The organism is Achromobacter xylosoxidans, assembly GCF_014490035.1.
Classification (GTDB): Bacteria; Pseudomonadota; Gammaproteobacteria; order Burkholderiales; family Burkholderiaceae_B; genus Achromobacter; species Achromobacter bronchisepticus_A.
The window spans coordinates 692,082-713,902 of record NZ_CP061008.1 but is presented as its reverse complement, the minus strand read 5'-3'; the positions used below and the strand labels follow the sequence as shown (position 1 = coordinate 713,902).

The window sequence follows — 21,821 nt, the reverse complement described above, 5'->3', positions numbered from 1 at the left end:
AGAGGCTTGGGGCGGGACGAATAGATTGCGCTGGAGGGCAGCACGATAGTCGAATGTTCTGACATCTTTTGGCAGTTGTTGGGTTCAAGCCACTTGACGCCCTATGGCGCAGAGCCATCCCATTTTTTCAACCGTGGCATTCTTTGGTGGGAGCGTGCTTTCCTTGTGGTTACGGCATGTTAGATGTTCTATTAAGGACAAGGCTTACACGCCCCCAGAATCCCTTTAAATCGGCGACCACAGGGCCGCCGATTTAACATTCATTTCTGCTCAGATTTTCAACGATAGGCCAATATACGGACGCCTTTTCCTGCTGCCTTTCACATCAGCAGCCCTGCATCGCCACCTTGCGCTGGCGCTCGTTGCTGGCGCGCTGCCACAGTACCAGGCCCAGGCCGGCCGCGGCGATAACCGCGCCGGCTACAGGCACCGCGGCATAGCCCATGCCCGCCGAGATTACGCCCCCGCCCGCCGCCGCGCCTACCGCGTTGCCCAGGTTGAAGGCGCCCACGTTCACCGACGAGGCCAGGCCCGGCGCATCGGTGGCGGCGCGCATCACCCGCATCTGCAGCGGCGGCACCACGGCGAACGTGCCGAAACCGAAGATCAGCAGCGCAATGGCTGCGCCGGTCTGCGTCGTGGCCAGCCACGGGAATGCCAGCAGGTCGGCGATGATCAGCACCAGGAAGGCGATCAGGCTGCCGTCCAGCGAACGGTCGGCAAAGCGCCCGCCCATCGTGTTGCCGAGGGTGAAGCCGACGCCGATCAGCACCAGCATCGCCGTGACGAAGTTGGGCGAAGCGCCCGTCAACTCCGCCAGGGTCGGCGCCACGTAGGTGTAGAGCGTGAACATCGCGCCCGCACCCAGCACCGTGGTCAGCAAGGCCACCAGTACCACCGGGCTCTTCAGCACGGCGAGTTCACGGCGGATGTCGGGACGGCGACCTGCCTCACCCGCCGGCAACGCGAACCATAGCGACAACATCGCGATCAGGCCCAGCACCGAGGTCGCGGCAAACGACATGCGCCAGCCGATGACCTGGCCCAGCCAGGTGGCTGCTGGCACCCCGCCAACGTTGGCGATGGTCAGCCCCAGGAACATGGTGGCCACGGCGCTGGCCTGCTTGTGGCGCGGCACCACGCTGGCCGCCACCAGCGAACCCAGGCCGAAGAACGCGCCATGGTTCAGACTGGTGACCAGGCGCGCGAGCAGCAGCGTCGTGTAGTTGGGCGACAGCGCGGACAGCACGTTGCCCACCGTGAAGATCGCCATCAGCACCAGCAAGGCGTTGCGGCGCGACCAGCGCGACAGGGCCAGCGTCATCAGCGGCGCGCCCACCATCACGCCGATGGCGTAGGCGCTGATCAGCATGCCGGCGCTGGGAATGGACACATCCACCCCTTCGGCGATGACGGGCAACAGGCCCATGGGAGAAAACTCGGTCACGCCGATGCCGAAGGCACCGACGGCGAGCGCCAGCAATGGCAGGCCGGCCTTCACCGGCTGGGAGTCCTGGGGATTCATGTGGTTTCCTTGGGTTCGATTGCGCCGACCAGGGACCGGGCCGGCGCAAAGGGCCGGAGCGCGGGAAAACCCGATCGGAAGGCAGGCAGCCAGTATGCCGCCGTCATCCTTGCGGAAAAAGGCAGGAAACAGCGAAACACTTTTGACTTGGAGTCATGAATCCAGGAAACGGGCCGAGTCGTCTCAGGCCAGCCCGAGCAGCCTTTCCGTCTCGCGCGCCAGGGCGACCAGCCGCGGGCCGATGTCGGCTGCGCGCTCGCGGTAAGGCCCGTCCTGCGCCGGCACGCCGCAATTGAAGACGTACAGCAACGACTGATAGGGCCTGCCCAGCGGCGCGGCAAAGCCATAGGCGTCCGGCCGCCACTCCAGATTGTTGCCGCAATAGCCTTTGCGCTCCAGATCGCGGCGCGCAGCCGCCAGGCTAGGAAAGTGGACCTCGTAGTGCCGGGGATCCGCCACGCGCAGCTGGTTCAGGACGACCGCCCTCTCCTCATCCGACGCCCGCGCCAGCCACGCCTTGCCGGCGGCGCTGGACAGCAGCGGCAGCGACGCGCCTATGTCGGGCCGCGTCTGCAAGGCCTCGTTGGAGCGGGCGGTTTCCACGTACACCATCTGCAGGCGGTCGCGCACCACCAGCGACACGGCGCCGCGCGCGTGGTCGGCCAGCTGCTTCATCAGCGGCCGCGCCAACTGTCGGATCTGCATGCTGGCCAGCAAAGGATAGCTCAGCGCCAGGACCGAGGCACCCAGCCGGTAGCGCGCGGGCTCGCCTACGCTCTGCAGAAAACCCAGCTCCACCAGCGTGTGAGTCAGGCGCGCCACGGCACTGCGGGACAACCCGGTCTGCTGCGCGAAGTCCTTGTTGGCCAGCACCGGCCGGTCGGCGCGAAAGCACGCCAGGATGTCGATGCCGCGCGCCAGCGTGGTGGTGAATTCGCGATCCTGGTCATGCGTCATGCTGGCGCTCCAGCATTTTTTCCACGCGCGCCACCAGCGTCAGCAGGCGCGGCGCGATGCGGCCGCGCAAGTCGCCCGGCCGCAACCGCGTCACGGGTACGCCGCAGTTGAACACCAGCGCCTGGCCGTCGACGGGGGTGCGCATGGGTACCGCCACCGCATGCACGTCGGAATGCCAATCGCCCTGCCCCACGCAATAGCCGTGTTCGGCGTAGTCGCGCTGAGCCTGATCCCAGTCCGGCGCGTGGCGCCGCCAGATGGCGGGATCCTGGCGCCGCAACGCCGCCAGCAAGGGCTCCGCCTCGTCCGCCGGCGCCTGCGCCAGCCAGGCCCGTCCCATGGCCGAAGGCAGCAGCGGCAGCAAGGCGCCGATATCCGGCCGGAACGACACGGCGTCGTGTCCGCGGCAGGTTTCCACGTACACCATGTTCAGGCCGTGATGCATGCCCAGCGAGGCCGAACCGCCCGCCGCGTCCGCCAGGCGCTTCATCAGCGGGCGCGCCAACTGGCGAACCTTGATGCTGGCCAGAAGCGGATAGCTCAGCGACAGCACCGCCGTGCCAAGCCGGTACCGCCGCAAGCCCCCGTCGTAACGCAGCAAGCCGCGCTGCATCAGTGTGGTGGTCAGGCGTGAAATCGTGGCCTTGGACAGGCCGGTGCGGTCCGCCAGCTCGCGGTTGCTGAGCGCGGGTTCGCCATGCCGGAACGCCTGCAGCACCGACAAGCCGTGCGCCAGCGTGGTGGCGAAGGCGGGGTCGGCATGGCGCTCGCCGGGGCGGGTGGTCATGGTGGAGGTCCTGGGCGCGGAATGCGCGGTCTGTCCCTGCCGATCATAGAGCAGCGACGGCTCGCCATGCATTCAAGATATCGAAACACTTGTCTCAAATCCCTTGGCCTTTTGCTAGCCTGGATTCAACACGGCGCGGCACGTATCAGCGCCCATGATGAAACGGAGACTAGCCATGATCAGGGACCCCGACGGATTCCCGCAATTCCTAGCATCGCTGCGCCGCTACGTGCGAGAGCAACTGGCGCCGCGCGAAGCCGAGGTCGCCCGCCTGGACCAGGTGCCGCAGGACCTGGTCGCCAGCATGGCCGCGCAGGGGCTGTTCGGGTACTCCATTCCCGAGGAATACGGCGGCGCGGGCATGACGACCGAGGAGCTGATCCTGGCCGCCATGGAACTGTCGCAATGCTCGGTGGCGTTTCGCGCCCGGGTCGGCACCAATACCGGCATCGGCTCCGAGGCGCTGGTGGCCGACGGCACCGACGCGCAGAAGGCCCGCTACCTGCCGCGGCTGGCCTCCGGGGAACTGACCGGCTGCTTCGCCCTCACCGAGCCGCAAGCGGGTTCCGACGCCACGGCCCTGCGCACCACGGCCGTGCGCGACGGCGACCACTACGTGCTGAACGGCGAGAAGTGCTTCATCACCAATGCGCCGCTGGCGGGGCTGTTCACCGTCATGGCGCGCACCGATTCCGATGCGCCTGGCGCCAAGGGCATCACCGCCTTCATCGTGGAGCGCGGCACGCCGGGCCTGTCCACCGGCCAGCCCTACGACAAGATGGGCCAGGCCGGATCGCCCGTGTCCGCCGTGCATTTCGAGGACTGCCGCGTGCCGGCCGACTGCATCATCGGCGGCCAGGAAGGCGTGGGCTTCAAGACCGCGATGAAGGTCCTGAACAAACAACGCATCCATCTGGCCGCGCTGTGCATCGGCCCGGCGATCCGCATGCTGGACGACACGCTGCGCTTCGTGGCCGAGCGCCAGCAGTTCGGCAAGCCGTTGATGGACTTTCAGCTGATCCAGGCCATGCTGGCCGACTGCCAGACCGAGATCCAGGCCGCCCGCGCCCTGGTGCTGCAAACCGCCCGCGAGCGCGATGCCGGCGCCGACGTGACGCTGAACGCCTCGATCTGCAAGTATTTCGCGTCCGAGATGTGCGGCCGCGTGGCGGACCGTTGCGTGCAGATGCATGGCGGCTACGGCTACATCGCCGATCACGGCATAGAACGCTTCTACCGCGACGTACGCCTGTTCCGCCTGTACGAGGGCACCAGCCAGATCCATCAATTGAACATCGCCCGCCATACGCTGAGCCAGGCGGGCTACACGCCCGGCCGCTAGGGCAATACAGGGACCGCAGCCGCAAGAAGCCGGCGGCCCGCCAACCAAAGGAGACTTCCATCATGCTGCACAAGCACCTGCCGAAGTGGATCGGCGCCATGGCCGCCGCCTTCGCCTGCGCGGCGCTGCCGCCGCAAGCCGCGGCCGCCTATCCCGACAAGCCCGTGAGGCTGATCGTGCCGTTCGCCCCCGGCGGCTCGACCGACATCCTGGGCCGCCTGCTGGCCGAAGCGCTGCATCCCATCCTGGGCCAACCCGTCATCGTCGAGAACAAACCCGGCGCCGGCGGCAACATCGGCGGCGACTTCGTGGCCCGCGCCGCGCCCGACGGCTACACGCTGCTGTTGGCGGCGGCCGGACCCACCGTCATCAATCCCAGCCTGTACGCCAACATGCCGTTCAATCCGGCCAAGGACCTGGCGCCCATCACCTGCCTGGAGCGCGAACACAATCTGATGGTGGTGACCAAATCCATGCCGGTGAAGACGCTGCAGGAATTCCTGCAGTACGCGCGCAACAACCCCGGCAAGCTGTCCTTTGGCTCTCCCGGCAACGGTTCGCCCGCGCAGCTGGCTGGCGAACTGCTCAAGCAGCAGACCGGCATCCAGGCCGAGCACGTGCCCTACAAAGGCACCGGCCCCGCCGTCACCGACCTGGTGGCCGGCCACATCGATTTCATGATCGACAACATGCCGGCGCTGCTGCCACAGGTAAAAGCCGGCGGCCTGCGCGCGCTGGCGGTGCCCAGCGACCAGCGCGCCACCGCGGCGCCCGACATCCCCACCTTCGATGAAGCTGGGCAGAAGGGCTTTGTGGTGATGGCCTGGAAGGGGTTGATGGCGCCTGCCGGCACCGATCCGGCGGTGATCGAACGGCTGCACGCAGCGGTGGTCAAGGCGCTGCAGGACCCGCAGCTGCGCACCCGCTTCCAGGAGCTGGGCGCGGAACCGCTGGCCAGCACGCCGGCCGAGTTCGCCAAGCAGATCGCGGACGAAACCGCCTGGTGGGGCAAGCTGGTGCAGTCCACCGGCACCCGCATCCAGTAGGCCCGCCGGGAGACCGCCATGCAAATCCTGATCCGAACGCTGCGCGCGCTGTGCGCCGTCGCCCTGCTGGGCGCGGCCGGGGCGGCACAGGCCGCCGCCTATCCCGACAAGCCGATACGCCTGATCGTGCCCTACGCGGCCGGCGGCGGCACCGACACCGCGGCGCGCATGATTGCCCGCAAACTGGCCCCCTTGCTGGGCCAGCCCGTGGTGGTGGAAAACAAGCCCGGCGGCGCGACGCAGATCGGCACCGCCGTGGTCGCCAGCGCCGCGCCCGACGGCTACACCCTGCTGATGGGCACCGCCAATCTGGCGACCAACAGCGTGCTGTACGCCAAGCTGCCCTATGACGTGAAGAAGAACCTGACGCCCGTGGTCTGGGCGACGGACGTGCCGGTCTACCTGCTGCTGCCCGCCGCCAGCCCCATACGCAGCCTGGAAGACTTGAAGCGCGCCGCCGCGCAGCAGCAGGGCCTGACATTCGCCACCGCGGGAACGGGCAGCATCCCCCATCTGGCGGGCGAGCAGTTCGCCCACCAGACCGGCATCGCATTGCGGCACATCCCCTACAAGGGCAGCAGCGAAGCCGCCACCGCGCTGGTCGGCGGCCAGGTCCAGATGAGCTTCGACAACCTGCCGCCGGTGTATGCGCAGGTCAAGGCCGGGCGTCTGCGCGCGGTCGCCATCGCCTCGCAAACGCGCAATCCCGAGCTGCCCGACGTGCCCACGCTGGCTGAACTGGGCGTGCCGTTGTCGGCCTCGTCCTGGTGGGGCGTGATGGCGCCCGCCGGTACGCCCAAGGACGTGATCGCCCTGCTGAACCGGCAGATCAACGCCGTGCTGGCCGATCCGGAAGTGCGCAGCTACTTCAACGGGCTGGGCATGCAAGCCACGGGCGGCACGGCCGAAGCGTTCGGCCGGCACATCGCCGACGAAACCGACAGATGGCGCGCCGTGGTCAAGCAGGCCGGCGTCAAGATCGAGGAATAAACCATGCAGTCCAAGCAAGAATGCAACGGCGGCGACGCCCTGCAAGAGGTATGCGCGCGCGTGCGCCGCTTCGTCGACGAGGTGGCGATACCCGCCGAGTCCCCCGCCATTGCCCGCGACGTGGCCGCGCTGGATCGCTGCGTCGCCCAACTGCGCATACAGGCTCGCGAGGCCGGCCTGTATGCGCCGCAGTTGCCGCGGGAATGGGGCGGGCTGGGACTGGGCTGGCGCGCCCTGGCCCAGGTGCTGGAAGAAGCGGGGCGCGGCTTCCTTGGACCCGCGGCGCTGAACTGCGCCGCGCCCGACCAGCCCAACATGCTGACGCTGCTGCGCCTGGGCAACGCCGCCCAGCAGGAACGCTTCCTCGCGCCGCTGGTGCACGGCGAACAGCGAGCCTGCTTCGCCATGACCGAGCCCGCGCCCGGCGCCGGTTCCGATCCGTCCATGCTGCGCACCCGCGCCGAGCGGCGCGGCGCGCGTTGGGTGCTGAACGGCCACAAGCAATTCATCAGCGGCGGCGTGGGCGCGGATTTCGCGCTGGTGCTGGCGCGCACCGATACCGGCGCCACACTGTTCCTGGTGCCGGCAGACACGCCGGGCTACCAGGTGGTGCGCGACATCGGCATGGTGACGGGCTACCAGATCGGCGGCCACGCCGAGATCCTGCTGCAGGACTGCGAGGTCGCCGATGAAGCCGTGCTGGGCGAACCCGGCCGCGGCCTGGAGTATGCGCAGCTGCGGCTGGAGCCTGCCCGGCTGTCCCATTGCATGCGCTACATCGGCCGCGCCCGTCGCGCGCTGGAGACGGCGCAGGCCTATGTGATGCAGCGCGAATCCTTCGGCTCACGCCTGGCCGATCTGCAGCAGATCCAGGCCATGGTCGCGGACTCCCACATCGACCTGCACGCCAGCCGCCTCATGACGCTGGATTGCGCAACCCGCATGGACGAGGGCCTGTCGGTGAAGCAGCACAGCGCCATGGCCAAGGTCTTCGTGTCCGAGGCGGTGAACCGCGTGGCCGACCGCGCCGTGCAGATGATGGGCGCATCGGGCCTGTCGGACGACACGCCCGTGTCCATGGTCTGGCAGGAGATGCGCCCCTTCCGCATCTACGACGGCGCCAACGAACTGCACCGCGCCACGCTGGCGCGCCGGCTGCTGGCCTGAGCCCTCAAGGAGACGAACATGGAAAACCTCGAATTCCAGGCCTACCGCCTACATGCGGGTGCAGCGGGCCAGCCCCCGCAAGGCCGCCACGAAACCTTGTCCGCGGACCAGCTGTCCGCGGGCGACACGCTCATCAAGGTGGCCTATGCGGGCCTGAACTACAAGGACGCGCTGGCCCAGGCCGGACGCGGCGGCATCATCCGCGAGTATCCGCGCATCGGCGGCATCGATCTCTCGGGCACCGTGGTGCATTCCGCCGACCCGGCGCTCGCGCCCGGCCAGGAGGTCGTGGTGCACGGCTTCGGCATCGGCGTGGACTGCGACGGCGGCTACGCCGAGTATGCGCGGGTGCGCCATGACTGGGTGCTGCCGCTGCCCGCAGGTATCGGGTTGCGCGACGCCGCCGTGCTGGGCGCGGCGGGCTACACGGCCGCGCTTTCGCTCCACTGGATGGAGCATTGCGGACTAACGCCGGAACAAGGCGAGGTGCTGGTCACCGGCGCCACCGGCGGCGTTGCCGGCGTCGCCATCGACATCCTGAGCCAGCGCGGTTATCGCGTCTGCGCCATGTCCGGCAAGCCGGCTGCGGCGGACTATCTGCGCTCGTTGGGCGCGCAGGAGGTGATCGCTCCGCCCGACCTGTCGGCCGGCATCAAGCCGCTCATGAGCGCGCGCTGGGCGGGCGTGGTCGACTCCGTGGGCGGCCCGCTACTGGCCCACGCGTTGGCCAGCCTGAAGCCGGACGGCGTGGCCGCCGCCTTCGGCAACGCCGGCGGCGCGGAACTGCCCACCACCGTCATCCCTTTCATCCTGCGCGGCGTCAAGCTGCTGGGCATCAACGCCAACAGCCCCATGCCGCTGCGGCGCCAGGTATGGAACAAGCTCGCCGCCGAATATCGCCCCGCGCATCTGGACCTGATCGCGCGCGTCATCGAACCCCGCGAGCTGCCGCTAGCCCTGGCCGCCATGCTCGAACGCGGCAGCACGGGCCGCAGCGTCGTGCGCTACTCCTGATTCTTCATCGCCACATCATGACTGACTCCTCCCTGTCCCGCCTCTTCAATCCGCAAGGCATCGCCATCGTCGGCGCCTCGTCCACGCCCGGCAAGATCGGCGCGATGCCGGTCAGGTTGCTGCTCCAGCACGGCTACGGCGGCCGCATCATTCCCGTCAACCCGCGCGCGGACGCCATCGCCGGCCTGCCGGCCCTGCCCGGCCTGGACGCGCTGGACGCGGACGTGGACCTGGCCATCCTGGCCGTGCCTGCCGCCCATGCCGCGCAGGCGCTGGAACGCGCCCGGCCCGGCCAGGTAGGCGCCGCCGTGGTGTTCACCTCGGGTTTTTCCGAGACCGGCGCGCAAGGGACCGCGCAACAGGAACGGCTCTGCGCCATCGCGCGCGAGCGCGGCATCCGCCTGCTGGGACCGAATTGCCTGGGCTTCATGAACGTGCGGCGCAATGTCTACGCGACGTTCTCGCCCGCCCCCGCCAACGGCATCGTCGCCGCAGGCGGCATCGGCATGGTGTCGCAGAGCGGCGCATTCGGCGCTTATGCCTACAGCATGGCGCGCGAGCGCGGCCTGGGCCTGTCGCACTGGATCAGCACCGGCAACGAGGCCGACATCGACGTGGCCGATTGCATCGAATGGCTGGCTTGCGACGCCGATACCCGCGTCATCATGGCCTACATGGAAGGCTGCCGCGACGGCGCCAAGCTGCGCCGCGCCCTGGCCGCGGCGCGCGCGGCGGGCAAACCCGTGGTCGTCACCAAGATCGGCCGCACCCAGGCTGGCGCGCAAGCCGCCGCCTCGCATACGGCAGCGCTGGCCGGCGACGACGCCGTGTACGACGCGCTGTTCCGCCAATACGGCGCCCTGCGCGCGCGCACCATCGAGGAATTCTTCAACCTGGGCTATGCGCTGGACACCTGGAAACGGCCGCCGCAGGGCCGCCGGCTGGGGATCTTCACCATCTCCGGCGGCGTGGGCGCGCTGATGGCCGACGAAGCCGAGGACACCGGCCTGGCGCTGCCCGAACCCGCCGCCGAAGCTCAAGCCCGCCTGCTGGAGCGCGTGCCCTTCGCCAGCGGCCGCAATCCCGTCGACGTCACCGGCCAGGCCGTGTCCGAACCCGGGCTGCTGCTGGCCACCGCCGACGACATGCTGGCCGATGGACGCTACGACGCGCTGGCCGTCTTCCTGGCCGCTGCTGGATCCTCCGAAGCCTTGTGGCCTACCTTCGAGGCTTTCGCAAGGCAGATGCAGGCCCGCCATCCGGACGTGCCGTTGGCCATCAGCGCGCTGTTTCCGCCCGCGCGCCGCCGCGAGCTGGAACAGCTGGGCTGCCTGGTGTTCACTGATCCCAGCGCCGCCATCCGCACGATAGGCGCGGTGGCCGGGCTGGCTGCTCATACGGGTAGCGACGTTGTTGACGATGCTCCCACGATGCCCGCGGCGCACACACCGCCATTGCTGGACGCCTACAACGAAGTCCAGGCCATGGCGCTGCTGCGCCAGGCCGGCTTGCCGGCCTCGCCCTGCACGCTGGCCGCCGACGTGGACGCGGCAGTGTGCGCCGTCGCCGAGCTGGCTGCTACGAACGGCGACGCCGCTCCCGTCGTGCTCAAGGTGGTATCGCCCGACATCACGCACAAGAGCGACGTAGGCGGCGTGAAGCTCAACATCCGCGGTGAAGCCGCCGTGCGGCAGGCCTATGCCGACATCATGGCCGCCGTGCGCCAGCACCGGCCCGACGCCCGCATCGACGGCGTGCTCGTCGCGCCCATGGCGCCCAAGGGCGTGGAATGCATAGCCGGCGTGCATTGCGACCCGGTGTTCGGCCCGGTCGTCATGTTCGGGTTGGGCGGCGTCTTCGTCGAAGTGCTCAAGGATGTGAGCTTCCGCCTGGCCCCCTTCGGGCGCGACGAAGCCCTGGCGATGATCCGCGAGATCAAGGGCTACGCGCTGCTGCAAGGCGCGCGTGGCGCGCCTCCTTGCGACGTCGACGCGCTGGCCGACGCGCTGGCGGCGCTATCCCGCTTCGCCCACGCGCGGCGCGCGGACTTCAGTTCGGTGGAGATCAATCCCTTACTGGCTTTACCTGAGGGTAAGGGGGTGGTGGCGCTGGATGCTGTAGTGATACGCGGCGAGGGGGCCGCGCAGACGGTCTAGGCGATGGGGCCGCGGACGGCTACGAAGCGCAACGGCCGCTCGTCGAACAAGCGGCCGACCTTGCGGTCCGCGTGATAGATGTCCAGCGCATCGGCGACGGTCATGGCAGACTCGGGCGCTTGGGCGCTACCTGCACTTCCAGGCCCAGCAGATCCAGCATGTCCAGCACCTTCTGCAATTGCAGCGTGGGCTTCCCGCGCTCCAGATCCACCACATAGCGGTTGCCGGTGCCGGACAGACCAGCCAGATCCGCTTGCAGCAAGCCCTGCGAGCGCCGGACGGCCTTCACCAATTCGCCCAATTCGGTCGATGTGCGAATCGTTACGCCGGCCCCGCCTGCGAGCGCGGCAGGAACATCGTTCGAGGCCATGCCCACCCCCTAAATTACCGATCGGTGATTTTTAAGCCACTGCTTGTGAAGCGTCTTCCAGACGAAAAAAAGGCGCCAGAGGCGCCTTTCCTTCTTCCAACGGATGCGCTGCTTACTTCAGCAGCAACGCATTCAAGCGCTTCACGAACGCGGCCGGGTCGGCGATCTGCGCGCCTTCGGCCAGCAGCGCCTGATCCAGCAGCAAACGCGCCCACTGGTCGAACTCGCCGTCTTCGGCGGCGCGGATGCGGGCCAGCAGCGGGTGCTCGGGGTTGATTTCCAGCACCGGCTTGACGTTGGGCGCTTCCTGGCCGGCGGCCTTGAGCATGCGCAGCAGATGCGGGCTGAGTTCGTTCTGGCCCACCACCACGCAAGCCGGCGAGTCCACCAGGCGCAGCGTCACGCGCACTTCCTTGACCTGGTCTTCCAGCGTCTTCTGCAGGCGCTCGACCAGCGGCTTGAAGTCCTCGGCCACTTCGGCCTGGTGCTTCTTTTCTTCCTCGTCGGCCAGCTCGGCCAGGTCCAGGCCGCCCTTGGCCACCGACACCAGCGACTTGCCGTCGAATTCACGCAGATAGGACAACATCCATTCGTCCACGCGATCCGACAGCAGCAGGACTTCGATGCCCTTCTTGCGGAAGATTTCCAGATGCGGGCTGTTGCTGGCCGCGGCGAAGGTATCCGCCGTGACGTAGTAGATCTTGTCCTGGCCTTCCTTCATGCGCGACACGTAGTCGGCGAACGACACGGTCTGGGCCTGGTCGCCCGTGTGGGTCGAGGCAAAGCGCATCAGCTTGGCGATGCGCTCCAGGTTGGCGTGGTCTTCGCCCGCGCCTTCCTTCAGCACCTGGCCAAACTCGGACCAGAACGTGGCGTAGTCTTCCGGCTTGTTCTCCGCCATGTCTTCCAGCAGCGACAGGATGCGCTTGGCCGAACCCTCGCGGATGGCGCGCACGTCGCGGCTTTCCTGCAGGATCTCACGCGACACGTTCAGCGGCAGGTCGGCCGAATCGATCACGCCGCGCACAAAGCGCAGGTACGAAGGCAGCAGCTGATCGGCGTCGTCCATGATGAAGACGCGCTTGACGTACAGCTTCACGCCGCGGCGGCCGTCGCGGTCCCACAGGTCCATGGGCGCGTGCTTGGGCACGTACAGCAGCTGCGTGTATTCGCTGCGGCCTTCGACGCGGTTGTGGGTCCAGGCCAGCGGGTCGTCGTAGTCGTGCGACACCGTCTTGTAGAACTCGCGGTACTGATCTTCAGTCACGTCCGACTTGCTGCGGGCCCACAGCGCATTGGCCTGGTTCACCGTTTCCAGTTCTTCGGTCTTGATCTGCTCGCCCTTTTTCTGGTCCCACTCTTCCTTGGCCATGCGGATGGGCAGGGAGATGTGGTCCGAGTAGCGGCGCAGGATCTCGCGCAGCTTCCAGCCGTTGAGCAATTCGTCTTCGTCGGCGCGCAGGTGCAGCGTGACGTCCGTGCCGCGCGCGGCCTTCTCGGCCGCGGCGATGGTGAATTCGCCCTGGCCGTCGGATTCCCACTGGATCGCGTCCGTGGCGCCGGCGCGGCGGCTGACCACCGTGACCTTGTCGGCCACGATGAACGAGGAATAGAAGCCCACGCCGAACTGGCCGATCAGCTGCGCGTCCTTCTGCTTGTCGCCGGTCAGCTGCGAGAAGAATTCCCGCGTGCCGGAGCGCGCGATCGTACCCAGGTTGGCCACCGCTTCTTCGCGCGACAGGCCGATGCCGTTGTCGGAGATGGTAATGGTGCGGGCAGCCTTGTCGTAGCTGACCGTGATGGCCAATTCGCCATTGCCTTCCAGCAGCTCGGGCCGGTCGATGGCCTCGAAGCGCAGCTTGTCGCAGGCGTCCGATGCGTTCGACACCAGCTCACGCAGGAAGATTTCCTTGTTGCTGTACAGCGAATGGATCATCAGGTGCAGCAGCTGCTTCACCTCTGCCTGGAACCCCAGGGTTTCGGACGTGGAAGGCGTGGCGGTTTGGCTCATAGTTCTACGTGGCTAGGTAAAAAATTAGGGACGGTTATTGGCTGCCGGGACTTCTGGCCCGCGCGGCCGCCGGGAAACCCTACTGATGTGGGGGCCAATGGCGCATTTTCAAGGGCGGGCAGGAAAACCCCGGCCGGCCCCAACCTCCCATTTTGGGGAGTGGCGGCGGCGCCTCAGAAAATGGAGAACACCTTCCGATAACGTGTCCTGGCTTCCAGCACGGTTTCATACTGCGGCACCGCCAGCTTGCCGGCCCGGACCAGCTTGCGGATGTCGGCAGTCGTGATCTGCCGAGTTTCTTGCGAGCGCAGCAGGAAATCCGCCGCGTCGCGGTCCATGATCTGATAGATCGAGTGGGAAATCAGCTGCGAGGGTCCAAGCTCGTCGAGGTAATAGAGTTTCTCGCCCTTCTGCCAGACCGTGCCGAAGTTGTGATAAACCACGCCGCGCTTGATCCATTCCCCAGCCGGCGCATCCGTCAGCTGATTGACCAGCGTGGAACGGGACACCAGCCCGCCGCCCCCGCCCCGCGAGTTGCGAGCCCAAACTTCCTGCGCCTGCAGGAACAACGTCTGTTTGCCGTCCGTGTACACGTATGGCGACAGCTCGGTGAAGGATCCCGAGGCGAAGGGGTCGTCCCCCGCCCGTTCCACCTGCCGCGTCTGCGTGTTGTAGAAAAAAATGCCGTTCTTGCTGCGGAACAGCGCCTGGTACACATGCCGGCCGTGCTCGTTCAGCAGGCGATACGGCGCATGCGCCGCGTCGAAGGGCTGCGCGCCCACGTACACCATGCCGTCGCGCGGATCTTGTAGATAGGGCTGGTGGTACAGGTCGCCCACCATGAAGGTATACAGCGCGGGATCATCCGACAGCGGCAGCAACTGCTCGTGGAAATAGACGCGGCGGCCGTCGGCGAAGAAATCGTCGCTGGAACGCACGTCCCCGTCCCGGCCCGCCGGCAGGCGGCGCAACGAAGCCGGCGCCGCCTGCGGCATTTCGCGGCCCCGGTAGTACACGCGCACATCGTCGGTGGCCAGCTCGCGGTCCAGCAGCGGCCGGTAGGGCCGCGCGCTGGCCGGCAGGACAACGAACGGATACAGGTAGGTCTGCGGCTTGGGGCCGGCGTCCGCCTGGTACTGGATCTTCTGCCAGAACTCGTCCAGCATGCCCAGCTTTTCGTTGCGCACGCTGTGCATCGAACAGAAAACCGTGACCGCGCCATCGCTGAAATAGCTGTTGCCCAGGTAGCGCGCGGACGCGGGCTTCATGTCCGGCAAGACCTGATTGCCGCAATACACGTGGCGCTGGTCCCTGGCCGCCTGCCTGCCGTCGAAAGCCCCGGTATCGAAAACCGCGAAACTGGCTGGATCGGCGTCGTCCATGCGGTAGTAGCCGTTGCTGGGGACGGCGGCGTAAACGCCGCCCTGATAGTTCTTATAGATGCTGTTGCCGTAGGACTGTCCACGGTCGACGGCCGCGAAGTCGTCGCCGTCCATCAACCAGAACAACAGGAACATCGGCAGCGCGGCGATGATCAGGACCAGCGAGATCACGGCCCATTTGGCGCGTTTTTGCATGGAGTGGCGGGGCTGACCTGCCGTTGATTGGCGACCAGGGATTCTAACCAGCGGCCGCAATCCCGGCCCGGGTCTGCGGCGCATCTGCGCCCCCTCCCGGTCCGTCCCCGGACGGCGCGAGGCCTTCCCCGCTAAAATCCCGCACTTTCCCCCCTACCCATCCCTGGCCGGCCCATCCGCCATGCAACCCGCCTCCCTGACCCAACCCGCCCCCCACGGCTCATCCGACGCCGACCCCAGCCCTGACCTGGTCTACGGCCCCGACGACCGCCCCGCGCCTCCCGTGGCCTTCGTCGCCGCCCTGCAGCACCTGCTGGCCATCCTGGTTCCCATCGTCACCCCCGGCCTGCTGATCTGCCAGGCCCTGGGCGTGAGCTCCCGCGACACCACCCTGATCGTGTCCATGTCGCTGGTCATCTCCGGCATTGCCACCTACGTCCAGTGCAAGCGTTTCGGCCCCCTGGGCGCCGGCCTGCTGATCGTGCAGGGCACCAGCTTCAACTTCGTCGGCCCGCTGATCGCGGGCGGCTCGGTCATGGTCAAGCAAGGCACCCCGGTCGAAGCCGTCATGGCCGCGATCTTCGGCGTCGTCATCGCCGGCTCCTTCGTCGAAATGGGCATCAGCCGCATCCTGCCCTTCGTCAAGCGCCTGATCACGCCGCTGGTCACCGGCATCGTCGTGCTGCTCATCGGCCTGACCCTGATCAAGGTCGGCCTCATCAGCATGGGCGGCGGCTATAGCGCCATGGGCAACGGCACCTTCGCCAGCGCCGAGAACCTGACCCTGTCGGGCCTGGTCCTGGGCACCATCATCCTGCTGAACCGCGTGCCAGTCGTGTGGGTGCGCAGCACCGCCCTGGTGCTGGCGCTGGCCGTCGGCTACATCGCCGCCGCCTACATGGGCCGCCTGGACTTCACCGGCGCCCGCGAAGCCGCCCTGTTCCAGATCCCCACGCCGCTGCACTTCGGCCTGGGCTTCTCGTGGGCGCTGTTCGTGCCCATGCTGATCATCTACCTGGTCACGTCCCTGGAAGCCATCGGCGACGTCACCGCCACCAGCAAGGTCTCCAAGCAGCCCGTCGAAGGCCCGCTGTGGATGCAACGCATCAAGGGCGGCGTCCTGGTCAACGGCGCGAATTCGCTCCTGGCCGGCGTCTTCAACACCTTCCCCAGCTCGGTCTTCGCGCAGAACAACGGCGTGATCCAGTTGACCGGCATCGCCAGCCGCCACGTCGGCGTGTGGATCGCCGGCATGCTGATCCTGCTGGGCCTGTTCCCGGCCGTGGCCGGCATCCTGCAGGCCGTGCCCGAGCCCGTCCTGGGCGGCGCCGCCATGGTCATGTTCGGCGCGGTCGCCGCGTCCGGCATCAACATCCTGGCCGGCATCCACCTGGACCGCCGCGCCCTGCTGATCATCGCCGTGTCCCTGGCGCTGGGCCTGGGCGTGTCGCAAGTGCCGGAAATCCTGTCGCACCTGCCCCATGCCGTGAAGAGCGTGCTGGAGTCGGGCGTGGCTACTGGCGGCATCTGCGCGCTGGTGATGAACTGGTTCCTGCCTGAGAAAAAGTAAGGCAGCGGATTCCTCGGAAAGCCAGTCCCTACCTGCCCCTGTGTGCGGACGGACTGGCCCCTGTCAGATGGCTGGATCCAGGGCCGCCTGACAATTTTTCCCAGACCGCATATAATCGCCGTCTTCGCTTCTCCCGCGACCGTCATCTGGACGTGTCCGCGACCTCCTAGCCCGGGTGGTGAAATTGGTAGACGCAGGGGACTCAAAATCCCCCGCCGCAAGGCGTGCCGGTTCGATTCCGGCCCCGGGCACCATCTCTAAGACCGCCGTTGTTTACAAGCATCGCGTGCGGTTCCTTGCCTTATCCCCCTCCACCCGGGGAAATTTCTCGAATCGATATACCGACGCCGTGCCCAAGCAAAGGGGTAGCCGCGGCACGGGGCATTCCGACATAAACACACCCAGGGTGCGACAGAACGCTAAGCGGTCTATCATGCATTCCAACGCTCTCACGCCCGCAAAGACAAGAAATGGAAGAAGTCATTCAGCGGTTGCGCCAGTTCCGCGACGAGCGAAACTGGCAACAGTTCCACAACCCTAAAGATCTTGCATTGGCACTCAGCATTGAGGCCAGCGAACTGCTGGAGGTTTTCCTATGGAAGCCTCCGGAAGCCGCCGATCGCGAAAAGGTGAAAGAGGAGCTTGCCGATGTCTTGGCTTATGCGCTACTGCTGTCAGATGCGTATAACTTCGATTTAAAGAAGATCGTCCTGGAGAAAATCGAAAGGAATGAACGAAAGTACCCGGTCCATAAGGCAAAGGGAACCGCAAAAAAATACAACGAGCTATGACCCAGCCGCATCTCGTCGAAGTTAACCGTTACCGATTCTCCGCAGAAACGCTGACCGAAATCGAGACCAACGCATACGCGGCGAATAATTGGCCGCTTGTTTATATTCTCAGCGATGGCACGACACGTTTCGCATATGTCGGCGAGACGACGGACACGCTGACTCGCCTGGGTACGCATCTCAAACACCCTCAGAAAAAATCATTGACAACGGTACACCTCGTCAGCAGTGAGCGCTTCAACAAGTCAGCGACTCTCGATATAGAGTCTTCCCTCATAAAGTACATGTCAGCCGACGGCCGTTTCAGCATGTTGAACGGAAACCTCGGCCTGAGCGATCACAACTATTACCAAAGGGACGAACTCTATTCCAGGATTTTTCGCGAGATCTGGGCCAGACTGCGCCGGCACGGAATCGCCCAAAGGTCAATCGAGGCCATCGACAATTCCGATGTTTTCAAATACTCGCCGTACAAATCTCTTTCTGCTGATCAAAAACAGGGTCTGATCGAGATAATGCGGTCGCTGGTCGACCCCGGGTTGAAACATATCGTGGTCCAAGGAGGCGCCGGAACTGGAAAATCGGTATTAGCTATTTTCCTTTTCAAGCTCATTCATTCCGACCTCGAAGAGCTCGATCTGCGCGAGTTTTCCGAAGAAGAGAAGGAAGTTCGGGAACTGCTGCGGCAAATCAAGCAATCACTCCCATACCCGCGCATGGCTCTGGTAGTACCTATGAGTTCGTTCAGGAGCACGCTAAAGAAGGCGTTCAAGAACGTTGCGGGCCTACGTTCCGATATGGTCATCAGCCCATCCGAGCTGACGAAACGGCGCTACGACATCGTCTTGGTCGATGAGTCACACCGACTGCGCAAGCGCGTCAACCTGGGAGCCTATATCGGAAGCTTCGACACGGCATGTACAGCTCTGGGGTTGGACAAGAACGCGTGCAGCGAAGTGAACTGGGTCACGCTCCAGTCGAATAAAGCTGTCTTCTTCTACGACCCGGACCAGAGCATCAAACCATCCGATGCCGACGCATCCGACTTCCAGGCGATCAAGTCTTCGCAGAACAGTACGGTCATAACTCTGGCGTCGCAGTTCCGCGTCCGAGCTGGGCGGCACTACGTGCGGTTTGTCGACGATCTACTGCATATGCGGCTTCCAGTTAACGAGAAATTCAGTTCTAGTAGGTACGAGTTTCTGATTTTTGACGACCTCTCCGACATGGTAAAGGAGATAGAGCAAAGAAACTCCAGCTACGGCCTAGCGCGACTGGTAGCGGGTTACTCCTGGCCCTGGGTTTCCAAGAAGTCCCCGAAATTGCACGACATCGAAATCGGTGGCCTGCGACTACGGTGGAACAGCACGACGGCGGATTGGATCAACGCGAAAGACGCCGCGGACGAGGTGGGCTGCATTCATACCACCCAAGGCTATGACCTGAACTACACCGGCGTCATCTTCGGCCACGAAATTCGCTATGATGAAAAACTGAACCAGATCATCATTGACCGGAACAACTATCATGACCGGAACGGAAAGCAGACCATTGAAGACCCGAATAAACTCAAGCAGTACATACTGAATATCTACCGGACCATCATGCTGCGTGGCATACGCGGTACGTTTCTCTATGCATGCGACGACAGTTTGAGACGATATCTGAAGCTGCATGTGGAAAGCTACAAATCCAACGTCATCGCGTTCCCCGCGCCTAGCCCCCCCTTGGAACCTTACGCCAACGCAGTCCCGCTCTATGACCTGCGAGCGGCGGCAGGTGGTTTCAGCGCGCTTCAGTGCGTCGAACATGAAAACTGGGTGGCGGTCCCCGAAGGCATGCCGGTAGGAGAGAATATTTTTGCTTGCCATGTGGTCGGCGAATCCATGAACACGGTCATCCCCGATGGCGCCATTTGCCTGTTTCGCTTGAACCCGGGCGGCACCCGGAATGGAAAAATCGTTCTGGTGGAATGCGCCGATACGCAGGACGGCGACGCCGGTTCGCGATACACGGTGAAGGAATATCAGAGCTTCAAGGTACGCTCCGAAGACGGCGCGGAGAATCAACAGATCCTATTGAAACCGCGGTCCACCAATCCAACGCTGAGGCCGATTGAGCTCAGCCGGGAAGACGACGAACATCGCTATCGGGTGGTAGGCGAGTTTTTGGGTGTGATCGGTTAGCGCGGTCCGCACGCAAATGCCGCCCCAATAGATGGGCAGACATCGGGCCCGGTGACATCAGCATTCCGATTAACTAGCCTCGCCCTTCGCGAGGCTTTTTTTTGCCCGATTGGCGAAACGCTCCACGGTTCGTTCGGCCATTTCGATTCGCGCGGGCAATCCCCTCGGCTGCATTCCGCGTCCGCCCTTACCGGACTAGCAACAGAGGCAGGCCCGACAGCTCCGCCGTGCCCCCCCCCCGGCCGACAGGCTGTACCGCGTCCAGAGGTAATCCCCCCGCAAAAGCGATGAGGTCAGAAGTAGGATTTTCTCGTTGAGGAGTTCTACCGCATGAAGAAGTCGAGATTTACGGATAGCCAGATCATTGAAGCGACAGAGAGGCAAAGCCTCTTTGGAAACTACGGCTAGTACGCAGCCGATATTGCAGCTCATAGTAGGTAAAACAAGACAATTTCAGCGCACCACCTCTGAGGCTGCGCGTACCTAAACCCAAATACCCGTACCTCTTGTAAAATAGAGTTACCTACAGCAAGGAGACACCATGGCTGGCGAAGGTAAATGCGGGCTACAGCATCACAAAATCATTTCAGATACCGAACGCTGTCGACGCCAATCTGCTGTTAACTACGCGCGGGCCTCCGTCGGTCTAGAAGGTTACTCGCTCAGTGAGGCAGATGAGGCGCACACCCAGCTTTTCATCGATGGTCAGATCAGCTTGCAAGAGTTTGTGCAGCCGCGCACCGATGCATTAGCCCTCCCAAAATCTTCGTCATGACGAAGAAATTTAGGATTTGGGGACTAATGCAGGATAGGATGCCGCCGGTATATGTGTTGTACTGAACACGGGGAGGATTCGTATGGCTACAAATGAACCAATCACGCTGTCGATGGCATGGAACCTTGACCAGGATGTGGTCAAGAAAATCGGCGTCATAGATGTAACACTTAACTGCGACACGAACCTCTTTATTGACCCCTTGCTTTTAGCTGAATCGGCAAATAAGGACTTCCGCGAATGCGCAAGTGCGGCATACGAAGCTCGATTCATCCAACTCATTGAACTCCTCACTGCGTCGAAGGAAGTCGATGACATCGCATGGCGAGCTGCAAAAAAGAGAATTTCATTTCATGAGATTGGCTACACTCATCTCGGTTATTCCTCAGGGACAGGAGGCTCCGGATTCGGTGAGAAGCTAGCTCAAAACCTGCTTACCACAGCGAAGGAAGTCATCAGCCTTGGGGTCACTAATCCAAACCTATTCGTCGCTCTAGCATTATTTGAAGATGGGGTTGGGGCAGATCGAATTAGCGACATGACCACCAACATAATTATTGAGTGCCTTGCTCGATTCACAACGTCAGTATGCACTCAGATGAAGATAGACACGCAGACGTTTGAGATCAAAGGAAGCAAGCACGAGCTTCCGGCAAACCCTATAAAACCCAGCGAGCCTATACTTTTGGTCCCTGCTGACATTGTTCGAGACCTACCAATCGCTTCTGACTGGAGCTCGGTTAGTGCAGCAGCTCGAGAAACCGAAGAATTACGTGAACGGGTAAACAGTCAAATTGGTGAGATTTGGAAGGCAAGAACCCGCCGAGAGAAGGATGACGTTCTTAACAGAGCCTTGCAGAGCAAAAGAACATTCGACACTTTGTTGGATCTAATTACCTATGCCGCGGATGAACCTTATGACATAAAAAATGATCATCGCGGCGAGATTTACCCAGCCAATATTCGAAGAAACATATCGAAGGCCCAACCACTCGATCTAGTCCGATTTTCTAATAGAGCGTTGAACCTTTCGGAAGTGGACGAGGTCGTATGCTCAATCATCAACCAATTTAAGAGTCTGATAGAAGACCGAGGACTCTGGAAAGAATTGTGGGATGACAAGCAGGAAAATGCCCGCCTTGAAAAGGCCATGCAACGGCTCTTTTATGCCGTTGCATTATCTTATTGCGACGCAAACAATCTTGACATATCCCCGGAGTCCGACGGCGGCGCAGGCCCCGTTGACTTCAAAGTGTCCAATGGTGCAAATTCTAAAGTGCTGTTAGAACTAAAACGCTCGACCAATTCGAAGCTTGTAGATGCTTACACCAAACAGTTGGATGCCTACCGAGCGGCTGAAGGCACAACTCGAGCCTACTACGTTGTGATTGACATTGGGAACCTCACTCCCATGCGAATCACACAGTTAAGCGACGCCCGCTCTGTCGTGATACAAGCAGGTCTTAATCCTTCTGAAATTGTATTTATTGACGGAAGCGTTCAGAAATCAGCAAGCAAACGATAATCCTTTCGGGCTAGACTGACCTGCCCGCAGAC

17 protein-coding genes and 1 tRNA gene are annotated in these 21,821 nt (G+C 63.9%); 12 read left to right on the top strand and 6 right to left on the bottom strand.

All coding sequences use genetic code 11. From position 1 onward, the window contains the following. Positions 1 to 325: 325 nt before the first annotated feature. From IAG39_RS03310 to IAG39_RS03300, 3 genes are all read right to left on the bottom strand, one after another. A complete protein-coding gene (locus IAG39_RS03310) occupies positions 326 to 1,525 on the bottom strand; it encodes an MFS transporter (RefSeq protein ID WP_118931495.1) in 1,200 nt (399 codons plus the stop codon). A 183-nt stretch (positions 1,526 to 1,708) separates the two neighbouring features. Next, complete coding sequence (locus IAG39_RS03305) at positions 1,709 to 2,482, bottom strand: IclR family transcriptional regulator (protein ID WP_059373923.1); 774 nt, start codon at positions 2,480 to 2,482, stop codon at positions 1,709 to 1,711. Further along, complete coding sequence (locus IAG39_RS03300) at positions 2,472 to 3,269, bottom strand: IclR family transcriptional regulator (protein WP_118931585.1); 798 nt, start codon at positions 3,267 to 3,269, stop codon at positions 2,472 to 2,474. The genes IAG39_RS03305 and IAG39_RS03300 overlap by 11 nt, the downstream gene beginning before the upstream one ends. Positions 3,270 to 3,444: 175 nt before the next feature. Here IAG39_RS03300 and IAG39_RS03295 point away from each other — a divergent pair, with 175 nt between their 5' ends. From IAG39_RS03295 to IAG39_RS03270, 6 genes are all read left to right on the top strand, one after another. Next, positions 3,445 to 4,611 carry an acyl-CoA dehydrogenase family protein gene (locus tag IAG39_RS03295; RefSeq protein ID WP_118931494.1) on the top strand — a complete coding sequence of 389 codons (1,167 nt, stop codon included), beginning with the start codon at positions 3,445 to 3,447 and terminating at the stop codon, positions 4,609 to 4,611. Positions 4,612 to 4,673: 62 nt separating this feature from the next. Further along, a complete protein-coding gene (locus IAG39_RS03290) occupies positions 4,674 to 5,657 on the top strand; it encodes a Bug family tripartite tricarboxylate transporter substrate binding protein (protein WP_118931493.1) in 984 nt (327 codons plus the stop codon). A gap of 18 nt (positions 5,658 to 5,675) precedes the next feature. Continuing rightward, positions 5,676 to 6,647 carry a tripartite tricarboxylate transporter substrate binding protein gene (locus IAG39_RS03285; RefSeq protein WP_118931492.1) on the top strand — a complete coding sequence of 324 codons (972 nt, stop codon included), beginning with the start codon at positions 5,676 to 5,678 and terminating at the stop codon, positions 6,645 to 6,647. A 3-nt stretch (positions 6,648 to 6,650) separates the two neighbouring features. Beyond that, positions 6,651 to 7,814 (top strand): acyl-CoA dehydrogenase family protein, encoded by a 1,164-nt coding sequence (locus IAG39_RS03280; protein ID WP_118931491.1) that lies wholly within the window; start codon positions 6,651 to 6,653, stop codon positions 7,812 to 7,814. 18 nt (positions 7,815 to 7,832) lie between these two features. After that, the gene (locus tag IAG39_RS03275; RefSeq protein WP_118931490.1) at positions 7,833 to 8,828 is read left to right on the top strand and encodes an acryloyl-CoA reductase; all 996 of its coding nucleotides are present in this window, start codon (positions 7,833 to 7,835) and stop codon (positions 8,826 to 8,828) included. A 17-nt stretch (positions 8,829 to 8,845) separates the two neighbouring features. Beyond that, a complete protein-coding gene (locus IAG39_RS03270; protein ID WP_118931489.1) occupies positions 8,846 to 10,984 on the top strand; it encodes an acetate--CoA ligase family protein in 2,139 nt (712 codons plus the stop codon). A 100-nt stretch (positions 10,985 to 11,084) separates the two neighbouring features. Here IAG39_RS03270 and IAG39_RS03265 read toward each other — a convergent pair whose 3' ends face one another. The 3 genes from IAG39_RS03265 to IAG39_RS03255 form a co-directional block, all read right to left on the bottom strand. After that, complete coding sequence (locus IAG39_RS03265) at positions 11,085 to 11,354, bottom strand: helix-turn-helix domain-containing protein (RefSeq protein ID WP_059373930.1); 270 nt, start codon at positions 11,352 to 11,354, stop codon at positions 11,085 to 11,087. 112 nt (positions 11,355 to 11,466) lie between these two features. Continuing rightward, positions 11,467 to 13,365, bottom strand: a complete 1,899-nt coding sequence (gene htpG, locus IAG39_RS03260) for a molecular chaperone HtpG (protein ID WP_118931488.1) — start codon at positions 13,363 to 13,365, stop codon at positions 11,467 to 11,469. Between the two features lie 173 nt (positions 13,366 to 13,538). After that, entirely contained in the window at positions 13,539 to 14,942 is a 1,404-nt protein-coding gene (locus IAG39_RS03255) for a DKNYY domain-containing protein (protein ID WP_118931487.1), read from the bottom strand. A 181-nt stretch (positions 14,943 to 15,123) separates the two neighbouring features. Here IAG39_RS03255 and IAG39_RS03250 point away from each other — a divergent pair, with 181 nt between their 5' ends. The 6 genes from IAG39_RS03250 to IAG39_RS03225 all read left to right on the top strand — a co-directional run bounded on the left by IAG39_RS03250 (position 15,124) and on the right by IAG39_RS03225 (position 21,789). Next, the gene (locus IAG39_RS03250) at positions 15,124 to 16,512 is read left to right on the top strand and encodes a uracil-xanthine permease family protein (protein ID WP_059373933.1); all 1,389 of its coding nucleotides are present in this window, start codon (positions 15,124 to 15,126) and stop codon (positions 16,510 to 16,512) included. A 169-nt stretch (positions 16,513 to 16,681) separates the two neighbouring features. Next, positions 16,682 to 16,766 (top strand) — tRNA-Leu (locus IAG39_RS03245). 216 nt (positions 16,767 to 16,982) lie between these two features. Further along, on the top strand, positions 16,983 to 17,303 hold the full coding sequence (locus tag IAG39_RS03240) for a nucleotide pyrophosphohydrolase (protein ID WP_118931486.1): 321 nt from the start codon (positions 16,983 to 16,985) through the stop codon (positions 17,301 to 17,303). After that, positions 17,300 to 19,489 (top strand): DNA/RNA helicase domain-containing protein, encoded by a 2,190-nt coding sequence (locus IAG39_RS03235; protein ID WP_118931485.1) that lies wholly within the window; start codon positions 17,300 to 17,302, stop codon positions 19,487 to 19,489. The genes IAG39_RS03240 and IAG39_RS03235 overlap by 4 nt, the downstream gene beginning before the upstream one ends. 541 nt (positions 19,490 to 20,030) lie before the next feature. Beyond that, the gene (locus IAG39_RS03230; protein WP_118931484.1) at positions 20,031 to 20,264 is read left to right on the top strand and encodes an antitoxin VbhA family protein; all 234 of its coding nucleotides are present in this window, start codon (positions 20,031 to 20,033) and stop codon (positions 20,262 to 20,264) included. 82 nt (positions 20,265 to 20,346) lie between these two features. Further along, positions 20,347 to 21,789 carry a hypothetical protein gene (locus tag IAG39_RS03225; protein ID WP_124260334.1) on the top strand — a complete coding sequence of 481 codons (1,443 nt, stop codon included), beginning with the start codon at positions 20,347 to 20,349 and terminating at the stop codon, positions 21,787 to 21,789. The last annotated feature ends 32 nt before the right edge of the window (positions 21,790 to 21,821 follow it).

Excerpts from the sequence above, each read along its gene's own strand:
- IAG39_RS03230 (WP_118931484.1), top strand. The coding sequence starts at position 20,031 with ATGGCTGGCGAAGGTAAATGCGGGCTACAGCATCACAAAATCATTTCA.
- IAG39_RS03275 (WP_118931490.1), top strand. The coding sequence starts at position 7,833 with ATGGAAAACCTCGAATTCCAGGCCTACCGCCTACATGCGGGTGCAGCG.
- IAG39_RS03305 (WP_059373923.1), bottom strand. The coding sequence starts at position 2,482 with ATGACGCATGACCAGGATCGCGAATTCACCACCACGCTGGCGCGCGGC.
- IAG39_RS03235 (WP_118931485.1), top strand. The coding sequence starts at position 17,300 with ATGACCCAGCCGCATCTCGTCGAAGTTAACCGTTACCGATTCTCCGCA.
- IAG39_RS03265 (WP_059373930.1), bottom strand. The coding sequence starts at position 11,354 with ATGGCCTCGAACGATGTTCCTGCCGCGCTCGCAGGCGGGGCCGGCGTA.
- IAG39_RS03250 (WP_059373933.1), top strand. The coding sequence starts at position 15,124 with ATGCAACCCGCCTCCCTGACCCAACCCGCCCCCCACGGCTCATCCGAC.
- IAG39_RS03280 (WP_118931491.1), top strand. The coding sequence starts at position 6,651 with ATGCAGTCCAAGCAAGAATGCAACGGCGGCGACGCCCTGCAAGAGGTA.
- IAG39_RS03295 (WP_118931494.1), top strand. The coding sequence starts at position 3,445 with ATGATCAGGGACCCCGACGGATTCCCGCAATTCCTAGCATCGCTGCGC.
- htpG (WP_118931488.1), bottom strand. The coding sequence starts at position 13,365 with ATGAGCCAAACCGCCACGCCTTCCACGTCCGAAACCCTGGGGTTCCAG.
- IAG39_RS03240 (WP_118931486.1), top strand. The coding sequence starts at position 16,983 with ATGGAAGAAGTCATTCAGCGGTTGCGCCAGTTCCGCGACGAGCGAAAC.
- IAG39_RS03310 (WP_118931495.1), bottom strand. The coding sequence starts at position 1,525 with ATGAATCCCCAGGACTCCCAGCCGGTGAAGGCCGGCCTGCCATTGCTG.
- IAG39_RS03270 (WP_118931489.1), top strand. The coding sequence starts at position 8,846 with ATGACTGACTCCTCCCTGTCCCGCCTCTTCAATCCGCAAGGCATCGCC.
- IAG39_RS03290 (WP_118931493.1), top strand. The coding sequence starts at position 4,674 with ATGCTGCACAAGCACCTGCCGAAGTGGATCGGCGCCATGGCCGCCGCC.
- IAG39_RS03285 (WP_118931492.1), top strand. The coding sequence starts at position 5,676 with ATGCAAATCCTGATCCGAACGCTGCGCGCGCTGTGCGCCGTCGCCCTG.
- IAG39_RS03300 (WP_118931585.1), bottom strand. The coding sequence starts at position 3,269 with ATGACCACCCGCCCCGGCGAGCGCCATGCCGACCCCGCCTTCGCCACC.
- IAG39_RS03225 (WP_124260334.1), top strand. The coding sequence starts at position 20,347 with ATGGCTACAAATGAACCAATCACGCTGTCGATGGCATGGAACCTTGAC.
- IAG39_RS03255 (WP_118931487.1), bottom strand. The coding sequence starts at position 14,942 with ATGCAAAAACGCGCCAAATGGGCCGTGATCTCGCTGGTCCTGATCATC.